This window comes from Shewanella sp., from assembly GCF_041630135.1.
GTDB lineage: Bacteria > Pseudomonadota > Gammaproteobacteria > Enterobacterales > Shewanellaceae > Shewanella.
This window is the reverse complement of record NZ_JBFKLW010000004.1, coordinates 1-14,114: the sequence shown is the minus strand read 5'-3', so window position 1 is coordinate 14,114 and position 14,114 is coordinate 1. Positions and strand designations below refer to the sequence as shown.

The 14,114-nt window shown below is 54.7% G+C and carries 16 protein-coding genes; 10 read left to right on the top strand and 6 right to left on the bottom strand.

From position 1 onward, the window contains the following. The first annotated feature begins 27 nt into the window (after positions 1–27). Genes cobT through cobO form a run of 5 tightly spaced genes read left to right on the top strand, consistent with a single transcriptional unit; the run spans position 28 to position 4,562 of the window. Positions 28–1,056 (top strand): nicotinate-nucleotide--dimethylbenzimidazole phosphoribosyltransferase, encoded by a 1,029-nt coding sequence (gene cobT, locus ABYK60_RS01875; RefSeq protein WP_372870226.1) that lies wholly within the window; start codon positions 28–30, stop codon positions 1,054–1,056. A 5-nt stretch (positions 1,057–1,061) separates the two neighbouring features. Beyond that, complete coding sequence (locus ABYK60_RS01870; RefSeq protein ID WP_372870225.1) at positions 1,062–1,841, top strand: adenosylcobinamide-GDP ribazoletransferase; 780 nt, start codon at positions 1,062–1,064, stop codon at positions 1,839–1,841. Beyond that, positions 1,838–2,404, top strand: a complete 567-nt coding sequence (gene cobU, locus ABYK60_RS01865; RefSeq protein WP_372870224.1) for a bifunctional adenosylcobinamide kinase/adenosylcobinamide-phosphate guanylyltransferase — start codon at positions 1,838–1,840, stop codon at positions 2,402–2,404. The genes ABYK60_RS01870 and cobU overlap by 4 nt, the downstream gene beginning before the upstream one ends. A gap of 3 nt (positions 2,405–2,407) precedes the next feature. Further along, positions 2,408–3,931 carry a cobyric acid synthase gene (locus ABYK60_RS01860; protein WP_372870223.1) on the top strand — a complete coding sequence of 508 codons (1,524 nt, stop codon included), beginning with the start codon at positions 2,408–2,410 and terminating at the stop codon, positions 3,929–3,931. Positions 3,932–3,947: 16 nt separating this feature from the next. Continuing rightward, positions 3,948–4,562 (top strand): cob(I)yrinic acid a,c-diamide adenosyltransferase, encoded by a 615-nt coding sequence (gene cobO, locus ABYK60_RS01855; RefSeq protein ID WP_372870222.1) that lies wholly within the window; start codon positions 3,948–3,950, stop codon positions 4,560–4,562. A gap of 329 nt (positions 4,563–4,891) precedes the next feature. Here cobO and ABYK60_RS01850 read toward each other — a convergent pair whose 3' ends face one another. Beyond that, positions 4,892–5,560 carry a hypothetical protein gene (locus ABYK60_RS01850; RefSeq protein ID WP_372870221.1) on the bottom strand — a complete coding sequence of 223 codons (669 nt, stop codon included), beginning with the start codon at positions 5,558–5,560 and terminating at the stop codon, positions 4,892–4,894. Positions 5,561–5,786: 226 nt separating this feature from the next. On the opposite strand from ABYK60_RS01850, the gene mpl reads away from it, so the two are divergent. The 5 genes from mpl (at position 5,787) to ABYK60_RS01825 (ending at position 10,192) form a co-directional block, all read left to right on the top strand. Next, entirely contained in the window at positions 5,787–7,160 is a 1,374-nt protein-coding gene (gene mpl / locus ABYK60_RS01845; protein WP_372870220.1) for a UDP-N-acetylmuramate:L-alanyl-gamma-D-glutamyl-meso-diaminopimelate ligase, read from the top strand. A gap of 12 nt (positions 7,161–7,172) precedes the next feature. After that, the gene (locus ABYK60_RS01840; protein WP_372870219.1) at positions 7,173–7,835 is read left to right on the top strand and encodes a flavin prenyltransferase UbiX; all 663 of its coding nucleotides are present in this window, start codon (positions 7,173–7,175) and stop codon (positions 7,833–7,835) included. A 7-nt stretch (positions 7,836–7,842) separates the two neighbouring features. Then, positions 7,843–8,373: a hypoxanthine phosphoribosyltransferase gene (hpt, locus tag ABYK60_RS01835; protein ID WP_126165908.1), complete on the top strand. Its 531-nt coding sequence runs from the start codon at positions 7,843–7,845 to the stop codon at positions 8,371–8,373. An 83-nt stretch (positions 8,374–8,456) separates the two neighbouring features. Then, positions 8,457–9,425, top strand: a complete 969-nt coding sequence (locus ABYK60_RS01830; protein WP_372870218.1) for an ABC transporter ATP-binding protein — start codon at positions 8,457–8,459, stop codon at positions 9,423–9,425. Continuing rightward, positions 9,422–10,192: an ABC transporter permease gene (locus ABYK60_RS01825; RefSeq protein WP_372870217.1), complete on the top strand. Its 771-nt coding sequence runs from the start codon at positions 9,422–9,424 to the stop codon at positions 10,190–10,192. Before ABYK60_RS01830 ends, ABYK60_RS01825 begins: the two co-directional genes overlap by 4 nt. Here the strand turns inward: ABYK60_RS01825 and ABYK60_RS01820 are convergent, their stop codons facing one another. From ABYK60_RS01820 to pcnB, 5 genes are all read right to left on the bottom strand, one after another. Then, complete coding sequence (locus tag ABYK60_RS01820; protein WP_372870216.1) at positions 10,193–10,705, bottom strand: DUF4124 domain-containing protein; 513 nt, start codon at positions 10,703–10,705, stop codon at positions 10,193–10,195. It abuts the gene before it with no gap. Positions 10,706–10,898: 193 nt separating this feature from the next. After that, the gene (gene panC / locus ABYK60_RS01815; RefSeq protein ID WP_372870215.1) at positions 10,899–11,744 is read right to left on the bottom strand and encodes a pantoate--beta-alanine ligase; all 846 of its coding nucleotides are present in this window, start codon (positions 11,742–11,744) and stop codon (positions 10,899–10,901) included. A 7-nt stretch (positions 11,745–11,751) separates the two neighbouring features. Continuing rightward, positions 11,752–12,546, bottom strand: a complete 795-nt coding sequence (gene panB / locus ABYK60_RS01810) for a 3-methyl-2-oxobutanoate hydroxymethyltransferase (RefSeq protein WP_372870214.1) — start codon at positions 12,544–12,546, stop codon at positions 11,752–11,754. Between the two features lie 57 nt (positions 12,547–12,603). Further along, positions 12,604–13,092: a 2-amino-4-hydroxy-6-hydroxymethyldihydropteridine diphosphokinase gene (folK, locus tag ABYK60_RS01805; RefSeq protein ID WP_372870213.1), complete on the bottom strand. Its 489-nt coding sequence runs from the start codon at positions 13,090–13,092 to the stop codon at positions 12,604–12,606. Continuing rightward, on the bottom strand, positions 13,089–14,114 hold a 1,026-nt coding region (pcnB, locus tag ABYK60_RS01800), incomplete at its 5' end, for a polynucleotide adenylyltransferase PcnB (RefSeq protein WP_372870212.1). The genes pcnB and folK, both read right to left, overlap by 4 nt.

Sequence of the window (14,114 nt, the reverse complement as noted above, 5' to 3'; positions counted from 1 at the left end):
CAAAGCAGCGGGAAATAAGGATAGGCAATGTTTGACATAACACCGCCGGACAAGACAGGGGCGCCGGACATTCAGGCGCGAATCGATGGTAAAACCAAGCCGCCCGGCGCGCTTGGGCAGTTGGAAGTGCTCGCGGCTCAGCTCGCCCGTGTGCTGGGTGATAATGTACAGATAAGCCGTCCGGCCATGTTGGTGTTTGCCGCTGACCATGGTATTGCCAGTGCCGGCGTATCCATAGCGCCGCCTGAGGTGACGGCGCAAATGGTGGCCAATTTTGCCGCCGGTGGTGCTGCCATCAATGTCTTTTGTCGCCAGCTTGGCTGGCAGCTTGAAATTATTGATGCGGGTATGCTCAGTGCGCCTGAAGTCAGTCTGGGGGTTACTGATTGTCGTCTCGGTGCCGGCACAGGGCCTATCCATAAACGTGCCGCCATGACCCCTGGGCAAGTGGAGCGCGGCCTTAATTTGGCTCGCGAGCGGGTAAAGGCTCATGTTGCCGAAGGCTCCAATCTGATTGGTCTGGGGGAAATGGGCATAGGTAACACCTCCAGCGCTGCGGCTGTAATGGCAGCTCTGCTTGGACTTGAGGCCCGGGATTGTGTGGGGCGTGGCACAGGTGTGGATGCCGCGACCCTTAAACGCAAACAAATGCTGGTGGAACAGGCATTGTTGTTGCACATGGATACCCTGAACAGTCCAACCTCTATCCTCGCCAGCGTTGGTGGTTTTGAAATTGTGCAGATGACAGGGGCAATGCTGGCTGCAGCAGAGCTTGGGGTACCTGTGCTTGTTGATGGTTTTATTGCCGGTGCCGCGGCGCTGGCGGCGGTAAAAATGCATCCGCATTGCCGTGATTATCTGATTTTTGCTCATCAGTCGGGCGAACGTGCCCACGGATTGATGTTGCAACACCTTGAAGCAGAACCCCTGCTCGATTTGGGGTTACGTCTTGGTGAAGGGACTGGGGCCGCACTGGCGTTGCCCCTGGTGCAGGCAGCGGCCAATTTCTACCGGGAAATGGCCAGCTTTGATGATGCCGGTATTGAGAAGGTATAAGTTGTATGTCGTTCAAGCGTGAACTCGAGTCATTTTTGTTGGCGCTCACCTTTTTTACCCGTATTCCGGTGCCGGTGCGCCTGGAGTACAGCCTGGAGGGGCTTAGCCGTGCCAGCCGCTATTTTGGTTTGGTGGGCACCCTGGTGGGACTGGTGTCGGCGCTGGTGTTTTATGTCGCCCAATTGGCGTTTCCACCCAGTATTGCCGTGGTGTTGGCAATGGTGACTTCTGTGTTGTTTACCGGTGGCTTTCACGAAGATGGCCTTGCCGATACCGCCGATGGCTTTGGCGGTGCTTTTGAGCGAGAGCGTAAGCTTGACATCATGAAAGACAGCCGTCTTGGCAGCTACGGTGTTCTGGCGTTGGTATTGGCGCTGTTGCTGAAGTTTCAGTTGCTCAGTGAACTGGCGCTGTACTCTGCTTCCAGTGTGGTCGGCGCGCTGATTTTAGGTCATACCCTGAGTCGCGCCTTTGCCGCCAGTTTTATCTTCAGCCACAGCTATGCCCGTGCAGATGAAGCAAGCAAAACCAAGCCACTGGCGCAATCAATGCATTGGGATGAAGTGCTGTTTTTGATGCTGAGCGCGGCAGTGGTGTGTTTGCTGCTGACAGGTATCGGTGCCACCCTGGTGATTCTGGCCGTGCTGTTTGTGACACGAACCCTGCTCGGGCGCTGGCAAAAGCGCCATATTGGCGGCTATACCGGCGATACTCTTGGCGCCAGCCAGCAAATCCTGGAGCTTGTTCTTTATCTGGTGCTGCTGCTTTTGTGGAGCAGGTCGTGATCCATTTGGTCTTGGGCGGTGCCCGCAGTGGTAAAAGCCGTTTTGGCGAACACTGTGTCCGCCAACTGGCGGATGATGGCATTTATCTTGCCACCGCACTTGCCGGTGATGACGAGATGCATAAGCGCATCAAACGCCATCAAGAAGACAGAGCCAATACTGGCGTTAAATGGCAACTGATTGAAGAGCATTACAATTTGTCACAGCAACTTGAGCAACTCTCAACCTGCAATAAGCCGGTGCTGGTAGACTGCTTAACGCTGTGGCTCAGCCAATGTTTGGTTTCCAACCCAAATAGTGTCCGTGAGTCCTGTCATCAGCTTATTGCAACACTGGCAGGATTTCAGGGACAGCTTATCCTTATCAGCAATGAGGTGGGCTCTGGCATAGTCCCCCTGGGTGAGCTCAGCAGGCAGTTTGTGGACGAGGCCGGCTGGCTTAATCAGGCCATCGCAGCCCTGGCCAACCGGGTTACCCTGGTGGTGGCCGGACTGCCGTTAAGCCTTAAGGATGAACCGGTAAAGCTCAACAGCAATACGAGTTTGCCTAAAATGGGAGGATAACCCATGGCATGCGCTTCACTCATGATCCAGGGCACCGCCTCGGACGCCGGCAAGACCACCCTGGTTGCGGGTCTTTGCAGAATATTAGCCCGTGAGGGCATCAGGGTTGCCCCGTTTAAACCACAGAATATGGCGCTCAACAGTGCCGTCACTCAGGATGGTGGCGAGATTGGCCGCGCTCAGGCCTTGCAGGCAATGGCCTGCGGACTTGCCCCTCACACAGACTTCAATCCCATCCTGCTCAAACCAGCTTCAGACAGCCGCGCTCAGGTGATTGTGCAGGGTAAGGCGTTAACACATCTGGAGGCTGCCGAGTTTTTTGGTCCTGCCGGCAAAGGTTATAAAACCATGGCGATGGAGGCTGTGCTGGACTCCCATCAACGATTGTGCGGGCAATATGATTGCCTTTTGGTGGAAGGTGCCGGCAGCCCTGCCGAGATTAACCTGCGTGAAAACGATATTGCCAATATGGGCTTTGCCGAGGCGGTGGATTGCCCGGTGATTTTAGTGGCAGACATTGATAAAGGTGGCGTATTTGCTCAACTGGTGGGCACCTTGGCGCTCTTGTCCGGGTCGGAGCGTGAGCGGGTAAAAGGTTTTGTGATTAACCGTTTTCGAGGCGATTTAACTCTGCTCAAACCCGGGCTCGACTGGCTGGAGGCCCATACCAGCAAGCCGGTGCTGGGCGTGGTGCCTTATCTCCACAATTTACTGTTGGATGCCGAAGATGCGCTGGTGCCATTGTCAGTCGGTGCCAGCCAGAACGAGCGTTTGAAAGTGCGGGTACTGGTGTATCCAAGAACCAGCAACCACACCGACTTTGACCCGCTGCGGCTGCACCCCGGGGTGGATTTTGATTATCTGCAGATCCAGAGCGCCAGCCCGGATGCGCTGACGGGTGCTGATCTGGTGATTCTGCCCGGCAGTAAAAATGTACGGGCGGATCTCGGGTGCCTCAAGGCGAAGGGGTTCGATAAGGCGCTTCGAAAGCACCTGAGGTACGGCGGTAAACTGATGGGTATTTGCGGCGGCTATCAGATGCTGGGGCTGGAAATCGACGACCCACAAGGCATAGAAGACTCACCGGGCAGCTCAGACGGCCTCGAGCTTTTGCCCCTTATCACCGAGCTTAAGTCGGGCAAGGTGCTGGCCAATGTGAACGGTGAGCTGACGTTGGACAAAAAGCCCGTGACAGTCAAAGGCTATGAAATCCACTGCGGCCACACCAGTGTGCTGGGTAAGCTTGCCAGGCCACTGTTTTTGACCGATGAAGCAGGGAACCCTGTATCAGACAGAGGCTGTGTGAGTGATGATAACGCCATATTCGGCACTTACCTGCACGGTCTTTTTGATACGCCAGCGGCGCTGGATGCAGTGCTCGGCTGGGCGGGGTATCGGGGAGAAGAGGTCGCCATTTCATTGGACGAGCATCGAGAGCAGCAGCTTAATCGGTTGGCCGATACCCTGGAGCAGCATCTGGACATGAGCCGGCTCAAGGCCATCTTTTTATCACTTTCAACACGATAATTTGTCAGGAAGCAGAATGACTGATAGCAACACCAAACCCCGGAGTGATGAGCGCCACAAGGCTCGCCAGCAGAAGGTGAAAGAGGCTGTGGATGCAAGGGTGGCCGCCGCCAACGTAGAGAAGGGCGTGCTGATGGTGATTACCGGCAACGGTAAAGGCAAGACCACCGCTGGTTTTGGTACTGTAGTGCGCGCTGTGGGTCATGGCAAAAAAGCTGCGGTGGTGCAGTTTATCAAGGGCAATTGGGATTGCGGTGAGCGCAAGCTGCTGGAAGGCGCTGGCGTGCCCTTCGAAGTGATGGCTACCGGTTTTACCTGGGAGACCCAAAACCGTGAAACCGATACTCAGGCCGCCGAAAAAGCCTGGGCACAAGCTGAAATCTGGCTCAAGGATGAGACGATTGACCTGATCCTGCTCGATGAACTCACCTATATGCTCAGTTACCACTATCTGGATTTGGACAGGGTGCTCAACGCCTTTAACAACCGTCCGCCAATGCAACATGTGATAGTCACAGGCCGTAATTGCCACCGGCAACTGCTGGAGCTTGCTGACACTGTGAGTGAGATTGACTGTGTGAAGCATGCGTTTGAATCAGGAGTAAAAGCCCAGCCCGGCTTTGATTACTGATTTCAGCTGCGTGATTGGCGTTTTGGCGGTATTGCCGTCACAGCGCCACTCCATCACGTAGCGCTGCTACGCTCAGGTTTGTCGCCGCTCGGCGGCTTTGCCAAAAACACCAATCACTGTGCTGACTCTTTCCCGTTGACGGTGAGAGTGTCTGTATTGTCTGCAAGATTTCACCCCATCATGAACGTACGCTCAGGTCTGTCGCTGCTCGGTGGTTTTGTCAAAAGCGTCAACTACTGTGTTGAGTGTTTGGCGTTACGCTCTTCGGGCAACAAAAAGGGCAGGCTGTGCCTGCCCCAGGGGCGCTGAGGTAGATATATCGTTCGGGCTTACTTTACAGTACCGGCCGCTTTGTCCACTTCTTTGCTCAGGTCATTGGTGACCTGGTTGGTAATTGCCTGTTTGACGCTGGCCGGGGTGTTCTCTCCCAAAGCCTTGTCGACACCCTGTGTCACTCCCTGAGTAACGCTTTCGGTCACAGCCTGGGTGGCTTTTTCAAGCACCTTTTGCTGCAGGCGCTCCGGACTGCTGTATTCTGCCAGTTCGGCAGGCCAGCTTGGGGCAACCTCACCCATTTTGTCTTTTACGGCTTGCTGCAATGGTTCAGCAAACACCTGAGTTACATCACCTTTTATCAACATTACAGCCATTTGGTTGGTGTCGCTGTTCCAAACAAAACCTGCTTTTTCAGCCATTTCAGGTACTGGTGTATAGCGGGACACCATGTAGAACAGAGGGCCTTCCTGTTGCAGTTCATTGGCGGTTTGCAGCAGTTTTACTGCAGTGCCGTAATGCTCACCCAGCATGGGCTCAAGGCGGCTTTTAATCATGGGTTGCTCAAGCAGGTTTACCTGATTGGGGTCGAGGCCGACCAAGGGTTTGAGCACAGCCCATAACAACTGGCTCTGGGGTGAGAGCAGCAGCATAGGGGCAACACAGGCCTGCAAAAACAGCAGGCAAACCAGTGACAGTGCCAGGGGGCGCAGCAAAAACGGCATGGGGTTGAATTCCGGTAACAGAAGGTTGGGGTGAATACAGCAAGTGTTAAATCGCGAGCATTTTATCTTTGGCACAGCAAGCCTGCCATGGGGCTCGCGGCGAAATTTTTTTGTGCGTTAGGTCAATGCCATTGACCGAGTCAAGCTCGCGTTTGGGGGGGGGCGAAGGTACAATGACGCTGATTTTTCATTGCGTTGGGCCTTAAGGCCGCTATGGACAGTATCTATGCACGTACATATTCTCGGAATTTGCGGAACCTTTATGGGTGGCCTGGCGCTGCTGGCGCGGGCCATGGGCCACAGGGTCACGGGTTCAGATGCCAACGTCTACCCGCCAATGAGTACCCAGCTTGAAGAGCAGGGCATTGATTTGATTCAGGGTTTTGACCCATCTCAACTAGAGCCTGCGCCGGATCTGGTGGTGATTGGCAATGCCATGAGCCGCGGTAACCCCTGCGTTGAAGCCGTGCTGAATAACGGCCTTGCCTATACCTCAGGGCCTCAGTTTCTGCGCGATCATATACTGCCGGGCCGCTGGGTGCTCGCGGTATCCGGTACCCATGGCAAAACCTCTACTTCCAGCATGCTGGCCTGGATTCTGGAATCCTGCGGCTATGAGCCGGGCTTTCTGATTGGTGGCGTGCCGCAAAACTTTGGGGTATCGGCGCGCCTCGGTAACTCCCCCTTCTTTGTGGTGGAGGCAGATGAATACGACAGTGCTTTTTTCGATAAGCGCTCCAAGTTTGTTCACTATCAGCCGCGCACCCTGGTGATTAATAATCTCGAGTTCGACCATGCTGATATCTTTGATTCTCTTGCCGATATTCAGCGCCAGTTCAACCATGTCATTCGTACTGTGCCCGGCACAGGCAAGGTGATTTGGCCTAAAGACAGCAAGGCGGTGGCCGAGGTTCTGGAAAAGGGGCTGTGGAGCGAGCAGGAAAGCTTCAGTCACAACGACGGCGCCGATTGGTCGGTGCGGCCTCTGGCGGCCGATGGCCACGAGTTTGAGGTGCTGTTTGGTGCACAGGTGCAGGGCGTGCTCGACTGGCAACTCATCGGCGCCCACAACATGGAAAACGCCGTTATGGCTATTGCGGCCGCGCGCCACGTTGGGGTGAAGCCTGAGGCTGCAATTGCCGCACTGAAAGACTTTGCCCCGCCCAAGCGCCGTCTGGAGTTGCTGGGTGAGGTGGCTGGTGTGAGCCTGTACGATGATTTTGCTCACCACCCTACCGCAATTGAGACTACCTTGAAGGGCCTTCGGGCCAAGGTCGGCAACGCCCGTATTCTGGTGGTGCTGGAACCCCGTTCCAACACCATGAAGCGCGGCGTGCACAAGGATACTCTGGCACGTTCCATGGCGCTGGCTGACAAGGCATTTTTGTATCAGGCCGACAATATTGGCTGGGATATCCGCGAGGCCATGGACGCAGCGCCACTGCCGGTGGATGTGGACTATGATATTGATGCCCTGGTGGCTAAGGTTGCCGCTGAAGTGGGTCCCGGCGATCAGCTGGTGGTGATGAGTAACGGCGGTTTTGGCGGTATTCATGGCAAGTTGAAGCTGGCTATCGCTGGGATTGCAGATAAGCGTTAACGAGGAAGATTCATGAGTGAGCTTCGGCCATTGACACCAAAGAAAAACAGCATCAGCCTGGCCTGGACCGGTGCTTCCGGTGCGCCCTATGGTCTGACTTTGCTGAAGTGCCTGCTGGAGGCCGAATATCGGGTGTTTCTGATGGTATCCAGCGCCGCCCGTGTGGTGTTTGCCACCGAGGAGGGACTGAAGCTGTCGGCCGATGGTAAAAAGGCCGAGGCGCAGATCCGCAGTTTCCTTGGCTGCGATGATGGCGAGCTTATTGTGCTTGGCAAGGATGAGTGGTTCTCGCCACCGGCCTCGGGTTCGGCGGCGCCAAAGCAGATGGTGATTTGCCCCTGTTCCACCGGCACGCTGGCAGCAGTGGCTACCGGCATGAGTAATAACCTGCTGGAAAGAGCCGCCGATGTGGTGCTCAAGGAGCGTGGCAAGCTGCTGCTGGTGCCAAGGGAAACCCCTTTCAACGCCATTCACCTGGAACACATGCTGAAGCTGACCCAGCTTGGCGCTGTGGTGATGCCGGCAGCGCCCGGCTTTTATCACAATCCCAAATCGGTGCAGGATCTGGTAGACTTCCTCGTCGCACGCATACTTGACCATTTGGGCATAGACCACAGCCTGACCAACCGCTGGGGCTATGGTGGCGAAGGTGCCACACAAGCATCTGATAATTGAGAGTATTATGAAACACACCATCGAAGAGATGATCTCGGCCGCCGAGATTGACCAAAAACTCAATGAACTGGCCGAGCGTATTAACGCCCATTACCAAAACAGCGAACGCCTGCTGATGGTAGGTCTGCTCAAGGGCTCTGCGGTCTTTATGGCGGATCTGTGTCGCCGTATTCATGGCCACGTGGAAATCGACTTTATGTGCGTTTCCAGCTACGGCAATGCCATGTCCAGCTCCCGTGACGTGAAAATCCTCAAGGATGTGCAGTCAGATATCGCCGGTCGCGATGTGCTGATCGTGGAAGATCTGATTGACTCGGGTAACACCCTGTCCAAGGTACGCGAGTTGCTGATGGTACGCGAGCCAAAGAGCCTGGCGCTGTGCACTCTGCTCGATAAGCCCGAGCGCCGCGAAGTGGATGTACACGTGGATTTCGTCGGCTTTACCATTCCTGACGAGTTTATCGTGGGTTACGGCATCGACTATGCTGAGCAGTATCGCAATCTGCCTTATATCGCCAAAGTAATCCCACTGGAATAACATCTGTGCAGTTGCAGTTCGGGGGCTTGGCCCCCGTTTTTGTTTCAATTGAATTGGTTTAAGCCTGTTGTTGGGGGATAAAGATGACAGACACAGCAGCCGCGCTTGCCATTGCGGGGCTTAAAAAAACCTACAAGGGTGGCGTTGAAGCGGTGAAGGGCATCAGCCTCGAAGTGGCTCAGGGCGATTTCTTTGCCCTGCTTGGTCCCAATGGGGCTGGCAAGTCCACCACCATCGGCATTATCAGCTCGCTGGTACACAAGAGCGCTGGCAAGGTGCAGGTGTTTGGCCACGATCTCGACACTGAACTTGAAGCCGCCAAGCTTTGCATTGGCCTCGTGCCTCAGGAGTTTAACTTCAACCAGTTTGAAACCGTGCTGCAAATTGTGGTTAATCAGGCGGGTTACTATGGCGTGACCCGTCCGGTTGCGCTGGAGCGTGCCGAAAAGTATCTCAAACAACTGGATTTATGGGATAAGCGTAATAGCCCCTCACGTCAACTCTCTGGTGGCATGAAGCGCCGCCTGATGATTGCCCGTGCCCTGATGCACGAGCCCAGATTGCTAATTCTGGATGAGCCCACTGCCGGAGTGGATATCGAACTGCGTCGCTCCATGTGGAGCTTTTTGACTGAGCTGAATCGTCAGGGCGTGACCATTATTCTTACCACCCACTATCTGGAAGAGGCCGAGATGCTCTGCCGCAACATAGGTATCATTGACAAGGGGGAGCTGGTGGAATGCACCAGCATGAAAAAGCTGCTCTCCAAGCTGAATATGGAAACCTTTGTGTTGGACATCCGCCAGGAACTGCAGAGCGCACCGGCGCTTGAAGGCATCCAGTGCCGTCTGGCCGATGGTCACAGCCTTGAAGTGGATATCGCCAAAGATCACAGCCTCAACCAACTGTTTGCCCGGTTGTCTGCCCAAGGCATAGAAGTGTTGTCGATGCGCAATAAGGCCAATCGCCTCGAAGAGTTGTTTGTGGCGTTGGTGGAAGGCGCCAAAAACAAGCCTCAACCCAGGTTGCAGGAGGAGAAAACCGCATCATGAAGGCCCTGTACCTGACCGCATTCAAAAGTATTCTGATTAAGGAAATCACCCGTTTCACCCGCATTTGGGTACAAACTCTGGTGCCGCCCGCCATCACCATGACCTTGTATTTCCTCATTTTTGGTAATCTGGTGGGCAGCCGCATCGGCGAGATGGGCGGCGTGAGCTACATGGAGTTTATCGCGCCGGGCCTTATCATGATGTCGGTTATCACCAACTCTTACTCCAACGTGGCCTCAAGCTTTTTCAGCGCCAAGTTTCAGCGCAACCTTGAAGAGCTGATTGTCGCGCCAGTGCCACACTATGTGATGATAGCCGGCTATGTAGGCGGCGGTGTGGCCCGCGGTCTGTGTGTGGGCTTTATCGTGACTCTGGTAGCTATGTGCTTTGTGGATTTGAGTGTGCAGCATCTGGCGCTGGTGGCGGTGACCGTGTTTATGACCTCGGTGCTCTTTGCACTGGGAGGCCTTATCAATGCGGTGTTTGCCAGGAGCTTTGATGATATCAGCATTATTCCGACCTTTGTGCTGACGCCGCTGACCTACCTTGGCGGGGTGTTTTACTCGCTGTCCCTGTTGCCTGACTTCTGGCGTGGTGTGTCGGCCATGAATCCGGTGGTCTACATGATAAACCTGTTTCGCTATGGCTTTTTGGGCATAGCGGATTTGAGTCTGTGGCTGTCGTTTGCTGTGATGCTGGGCTTTTGCGCGGGGCTTTGGTATCTGGCCTATTACCTGATTTCCAGAGGCATAGGCCTTAGAAGCTGATCAGGGTTTGTCGTTTTCTTTCTCGGCGTCAGCAACTTGCTGGCGCCGCTCTTTGAGCAGGCTGATTGTCCCTTCATTGTTGGTCTTCAGGTTGTTGAAGCGTTGATTCATTTCATCCATTTCTTTTAAAAATGCAGGATCATTCTCCGGTGCGCCGCGCCAAAAGCGCTTGCGGTCGAGCTTTTGTTTTTCACTGGTGCGCAGAATTTCAATGTAGCTGTTTTCTTGTTTCAGGCGGTAAATCTCACCGTCGATTAGCAGCAACAGCTTTTCAGTGGAGATGGTTTTGCCGCTCATCAATGCCATGAGGGGATCGTCAGGATCTTTGAGGCGATCTGAGTCGACTTCACGGGTGAGACCCAGTTCAAATTCAAGCTCACGCTGGTTGTACTCGGTAGGGCACACAGATTGGGAATAGACAACCCGATCACCTTTGATGCACTTGTAAATGGTATCGGCCGCCGACGCTGACAGGGGCAGGGCAAATAACAGAAACAGGGCGATGGCTCTCATATGGCGGTACATCCTTATGAACTTGAAGAATAACAGGCAGGCCAAAACGTCCGGGCTGTTTTGAGTATGCCAGCCTGTAATATGACTCAGTAAGCGTTAAATATCCAGAAAATGTATGGACTTGCTGTTTTTAAGCCAGTGAAAGCCAAACAAAAAAGGGAGCCGGGCTCCCTTTTTTCTATCAGCGCCATCATCAGCGTTTAAACACCAGATTATCAATCAGTCGGGCTTTGCCCATGTAGGCGGCAGCCAGCACCACCAGTTCTTTGTCGGAATCGACGGCTGGAGCCAGAGTGGTGGCGCTGCGCACTTCCAGATAATCAGGGCGGAAACCGGCATCAATGAGTCGTTGATTAGCCACATCTATGGCCAGCGTAATCTGAGTGCCGGCGCCAATGCTGTTTGCCAGTTCATCCAGCGCAGCCTTGAGTGCGGCTGCACGGCTTTTTTCATCTGCGTTCAGATAGCCATTGCGTGAACTCATGGCCAGGCCACTGGGTTCGCGCACTGTGTCTACGCCAACAATTTCAATTGGCAGTGACAGGTCTTCCACCATGGTTCGGATCACCAACAGCTGCTGGAAGTCCTTGCGACCGAATAGCGCCACATCAGGCTGCACTATATTGAACAGCTTAAGTACTATGGTAGCTACACCGCGGAAATGGCCCGGACGGCTGGAACCGCACAGTTCATCTGAAATGCCGGGCACTTCAACAAAGGTCTGGGCGTCCAGCCCTTTGGGATAGATGATGTCCGGCGTTGGGGTAAACAGCAGCTCACAGCCTGCGCTGATAAGGCCTGCCTGATCGTCAGCCAGGGTGCGCGGATAGGCGTCCAGATCTTCGTTTTTGCCAAACTGCATGGGATTGACGAAGATAGAGGCCACTACGTGGTCGGCTCGGCGCTTGGCCTCTTTAACCAGGGTGATATGGCCTGCATGGAGATTACCCATGGTGGGCACAAACGCCACGGTTTCGCCCTTGGCGCGCCATGCGCGCACCTGGGCACGGATTTCAGCGATTACAGCGGTTGTGTACATCTGTGTCTCAATTAAAAGTGTGTTCTTGGCCGGGGAAGCTGCCGTTGGCCACTTCTTCGATATAAGCGCGCACAGCGGCGCGAATTTCACCGGTCTGCTTCAGGTAATTCTTGGAGAAGCGGGGAATATAGCCGCTGGAGATCCCCAGTACATCGTGCATCACCAAAATCTGACCATCGGTATCCTTACCGGCGCCGATGCCGATAACCGGAATGGTCAGTGCTTCGCTGATGGTTTTGGCCAGTGTGGCAGGAATGCATTCAATCACCAGCAGCTGGGCACCGGCGGCTTCCAGCGCCTTGGCTTCGTTCAGAATACGCTGGGCATTGTCGGCATCACGACCCTGCACTTTAAAACCACCAAATACGTGCACTGACTGGGGCGTAAGGCCAATATGCGCACACACTGGCACGCCGCGCTCGGTAAGCATTTTTACGCTTTCCAGCAGCCACTCGCCGCCTTCCAGCTTTACCATATTTGCACCGGCCTGCATCAGCACAGTGGCGTTGGCCATGGTCTGCTCAGGGGTGGCATAGCTCATAAAAGGCATGTCGGCAATAAGCAGCGCGCGCTCAATGCCGCGGCGCACACAGCGGGTGTGATAGGCAATATCCTGAACGGTCACAGGCAGTGTGTCACTGTGACCCTGAAGCACCATGCCCAGTGAGTCGCCAACCAGCAACACATCGACGCCTTCGCTGTCAAAGGCGCCGGCAAAACTGGCATCATAGGCGGTCAGTGCCGTGAACTTTTTCCCTTCCTGCTTGTATTTCAGCAGGGTTGCTGTGGTGACTTTGGACATAATCTTCTTTCTAACAACGGTTGAGACATGGAGTTATAAGCCAACTGAGGTCGGACTTCAATCTTCGCTGGTCAATGGTTGAAGTTCATCGCGCATTGAGGTCGAGATGAGTGCTGCGACCGGCGTGCCACACGGCAGAATGTATGACGGTGCGATATCTGCAAGAGGCACCAACACAAAACTGCGTGCTTTCATGCCGTAATGGGGCAGCGTAAGGCGTTCGCTTTCCATCATCATGTCGCCGTACAGCAGCAGATCCAAATCCAGAGTACGGGCTCCCCAACGAATCAGCCGCTCTCGCCCCTGCTGCGCTTCAATGGCTTGCAGGGCATCCAGCAAAGCGAGTGGCGTAAGCTCGGTATCGAAACTCGCCACGGCATTGACATAGTCAGGCTGAAGCACTTCGCCCATTGGCTTACTGGCGTAATAGGGCGACACGGAAAAACTGCCCGGTGCGGCTAAAGACAACAGGGCCTCACAGGCCCTGTTTAACTGGCTCACTGGCTCGGCGAGGTTGGCGCCGAGAGCCACGAAAACCTGTGTCATGCTTCGCTTCCGCGATGTTCCCTGGTTCCTTCATTTTGGCCAGCTTCACTGCGAGGGCGACGGCGGACCCGACGTTTGCGATTGCGCGGAGCATCAGACTTGGCGCCACTGCGGGCAATTTCACCACGCTCGTCTTCTGAGGCTTCAACAAAATTTTGCCACCACAGAGCAGATTTCTTCAGGCTGCCGCCTTCGATTTCGGCACGCATCAACAAGAGATCATATGCGGCGCGGAATTTGGGGTTTTCCATCAGCTTGAAAGCGCGGGTTCCCTGACTGCGCTCGAATCTCAGTTGCAGTTGCCAGATATCACGGGCAGGCACGCTGAAGCGCTTGGGGATAGCGATAGACTGGCATTGTTGTTCAAGCACATCGCCCATGGCGGCAAAGTAGGCGTCATACAAGGTCAGGCCACTTTCGTGGGCGATTTCTTCGGCACGGCGCTTAAGCGGATACCACAAGAGCGCAGCGTAGAAGAAGGCCGGAGTAACGGGTTTGTCTTCCAATATCCTGAGGTCTGTACTGCGCATCACCAGGCTGGCCATGCGGGCACAGTCGCCCTTGGGCGCTTCGCGCATCATGTCATCCAGCAGCGGGAACAGTGGTGCAAACAGATTATATTCCTGCATCATCTGCAGGTTTGCCTGGGCTTTGCCGGCAAAGAAGAGTTTGAGCACTTCTTCGTACATGCGCGCTGCAGGAATATCTTTAAGCAGCGGTGCCAGCTTGCGAATGGGCGCTGCGGTTACTTCCTCAATCCGCATATTCAGTTTGGTGGCAAAGCGCACGGCACGGATCATTCGTACCGGGTCTTCACGATAGCGGGTGTCGGGATCGCCAATCAGGCGCAGCACGCCATCGTTGAGATCTTCCATGCCGCCACCGTAGCTGCGGATAGAGTAATCACTGATATCGTAGTAGAGGGCGTTAACAGTAAAGTCACGGCGCTCGGCATCTTCATCAATGCTGCCATAGACGTTGTCACGCAGCAGACGTCCTTCGGCATTGGCCTTGGAAATTTT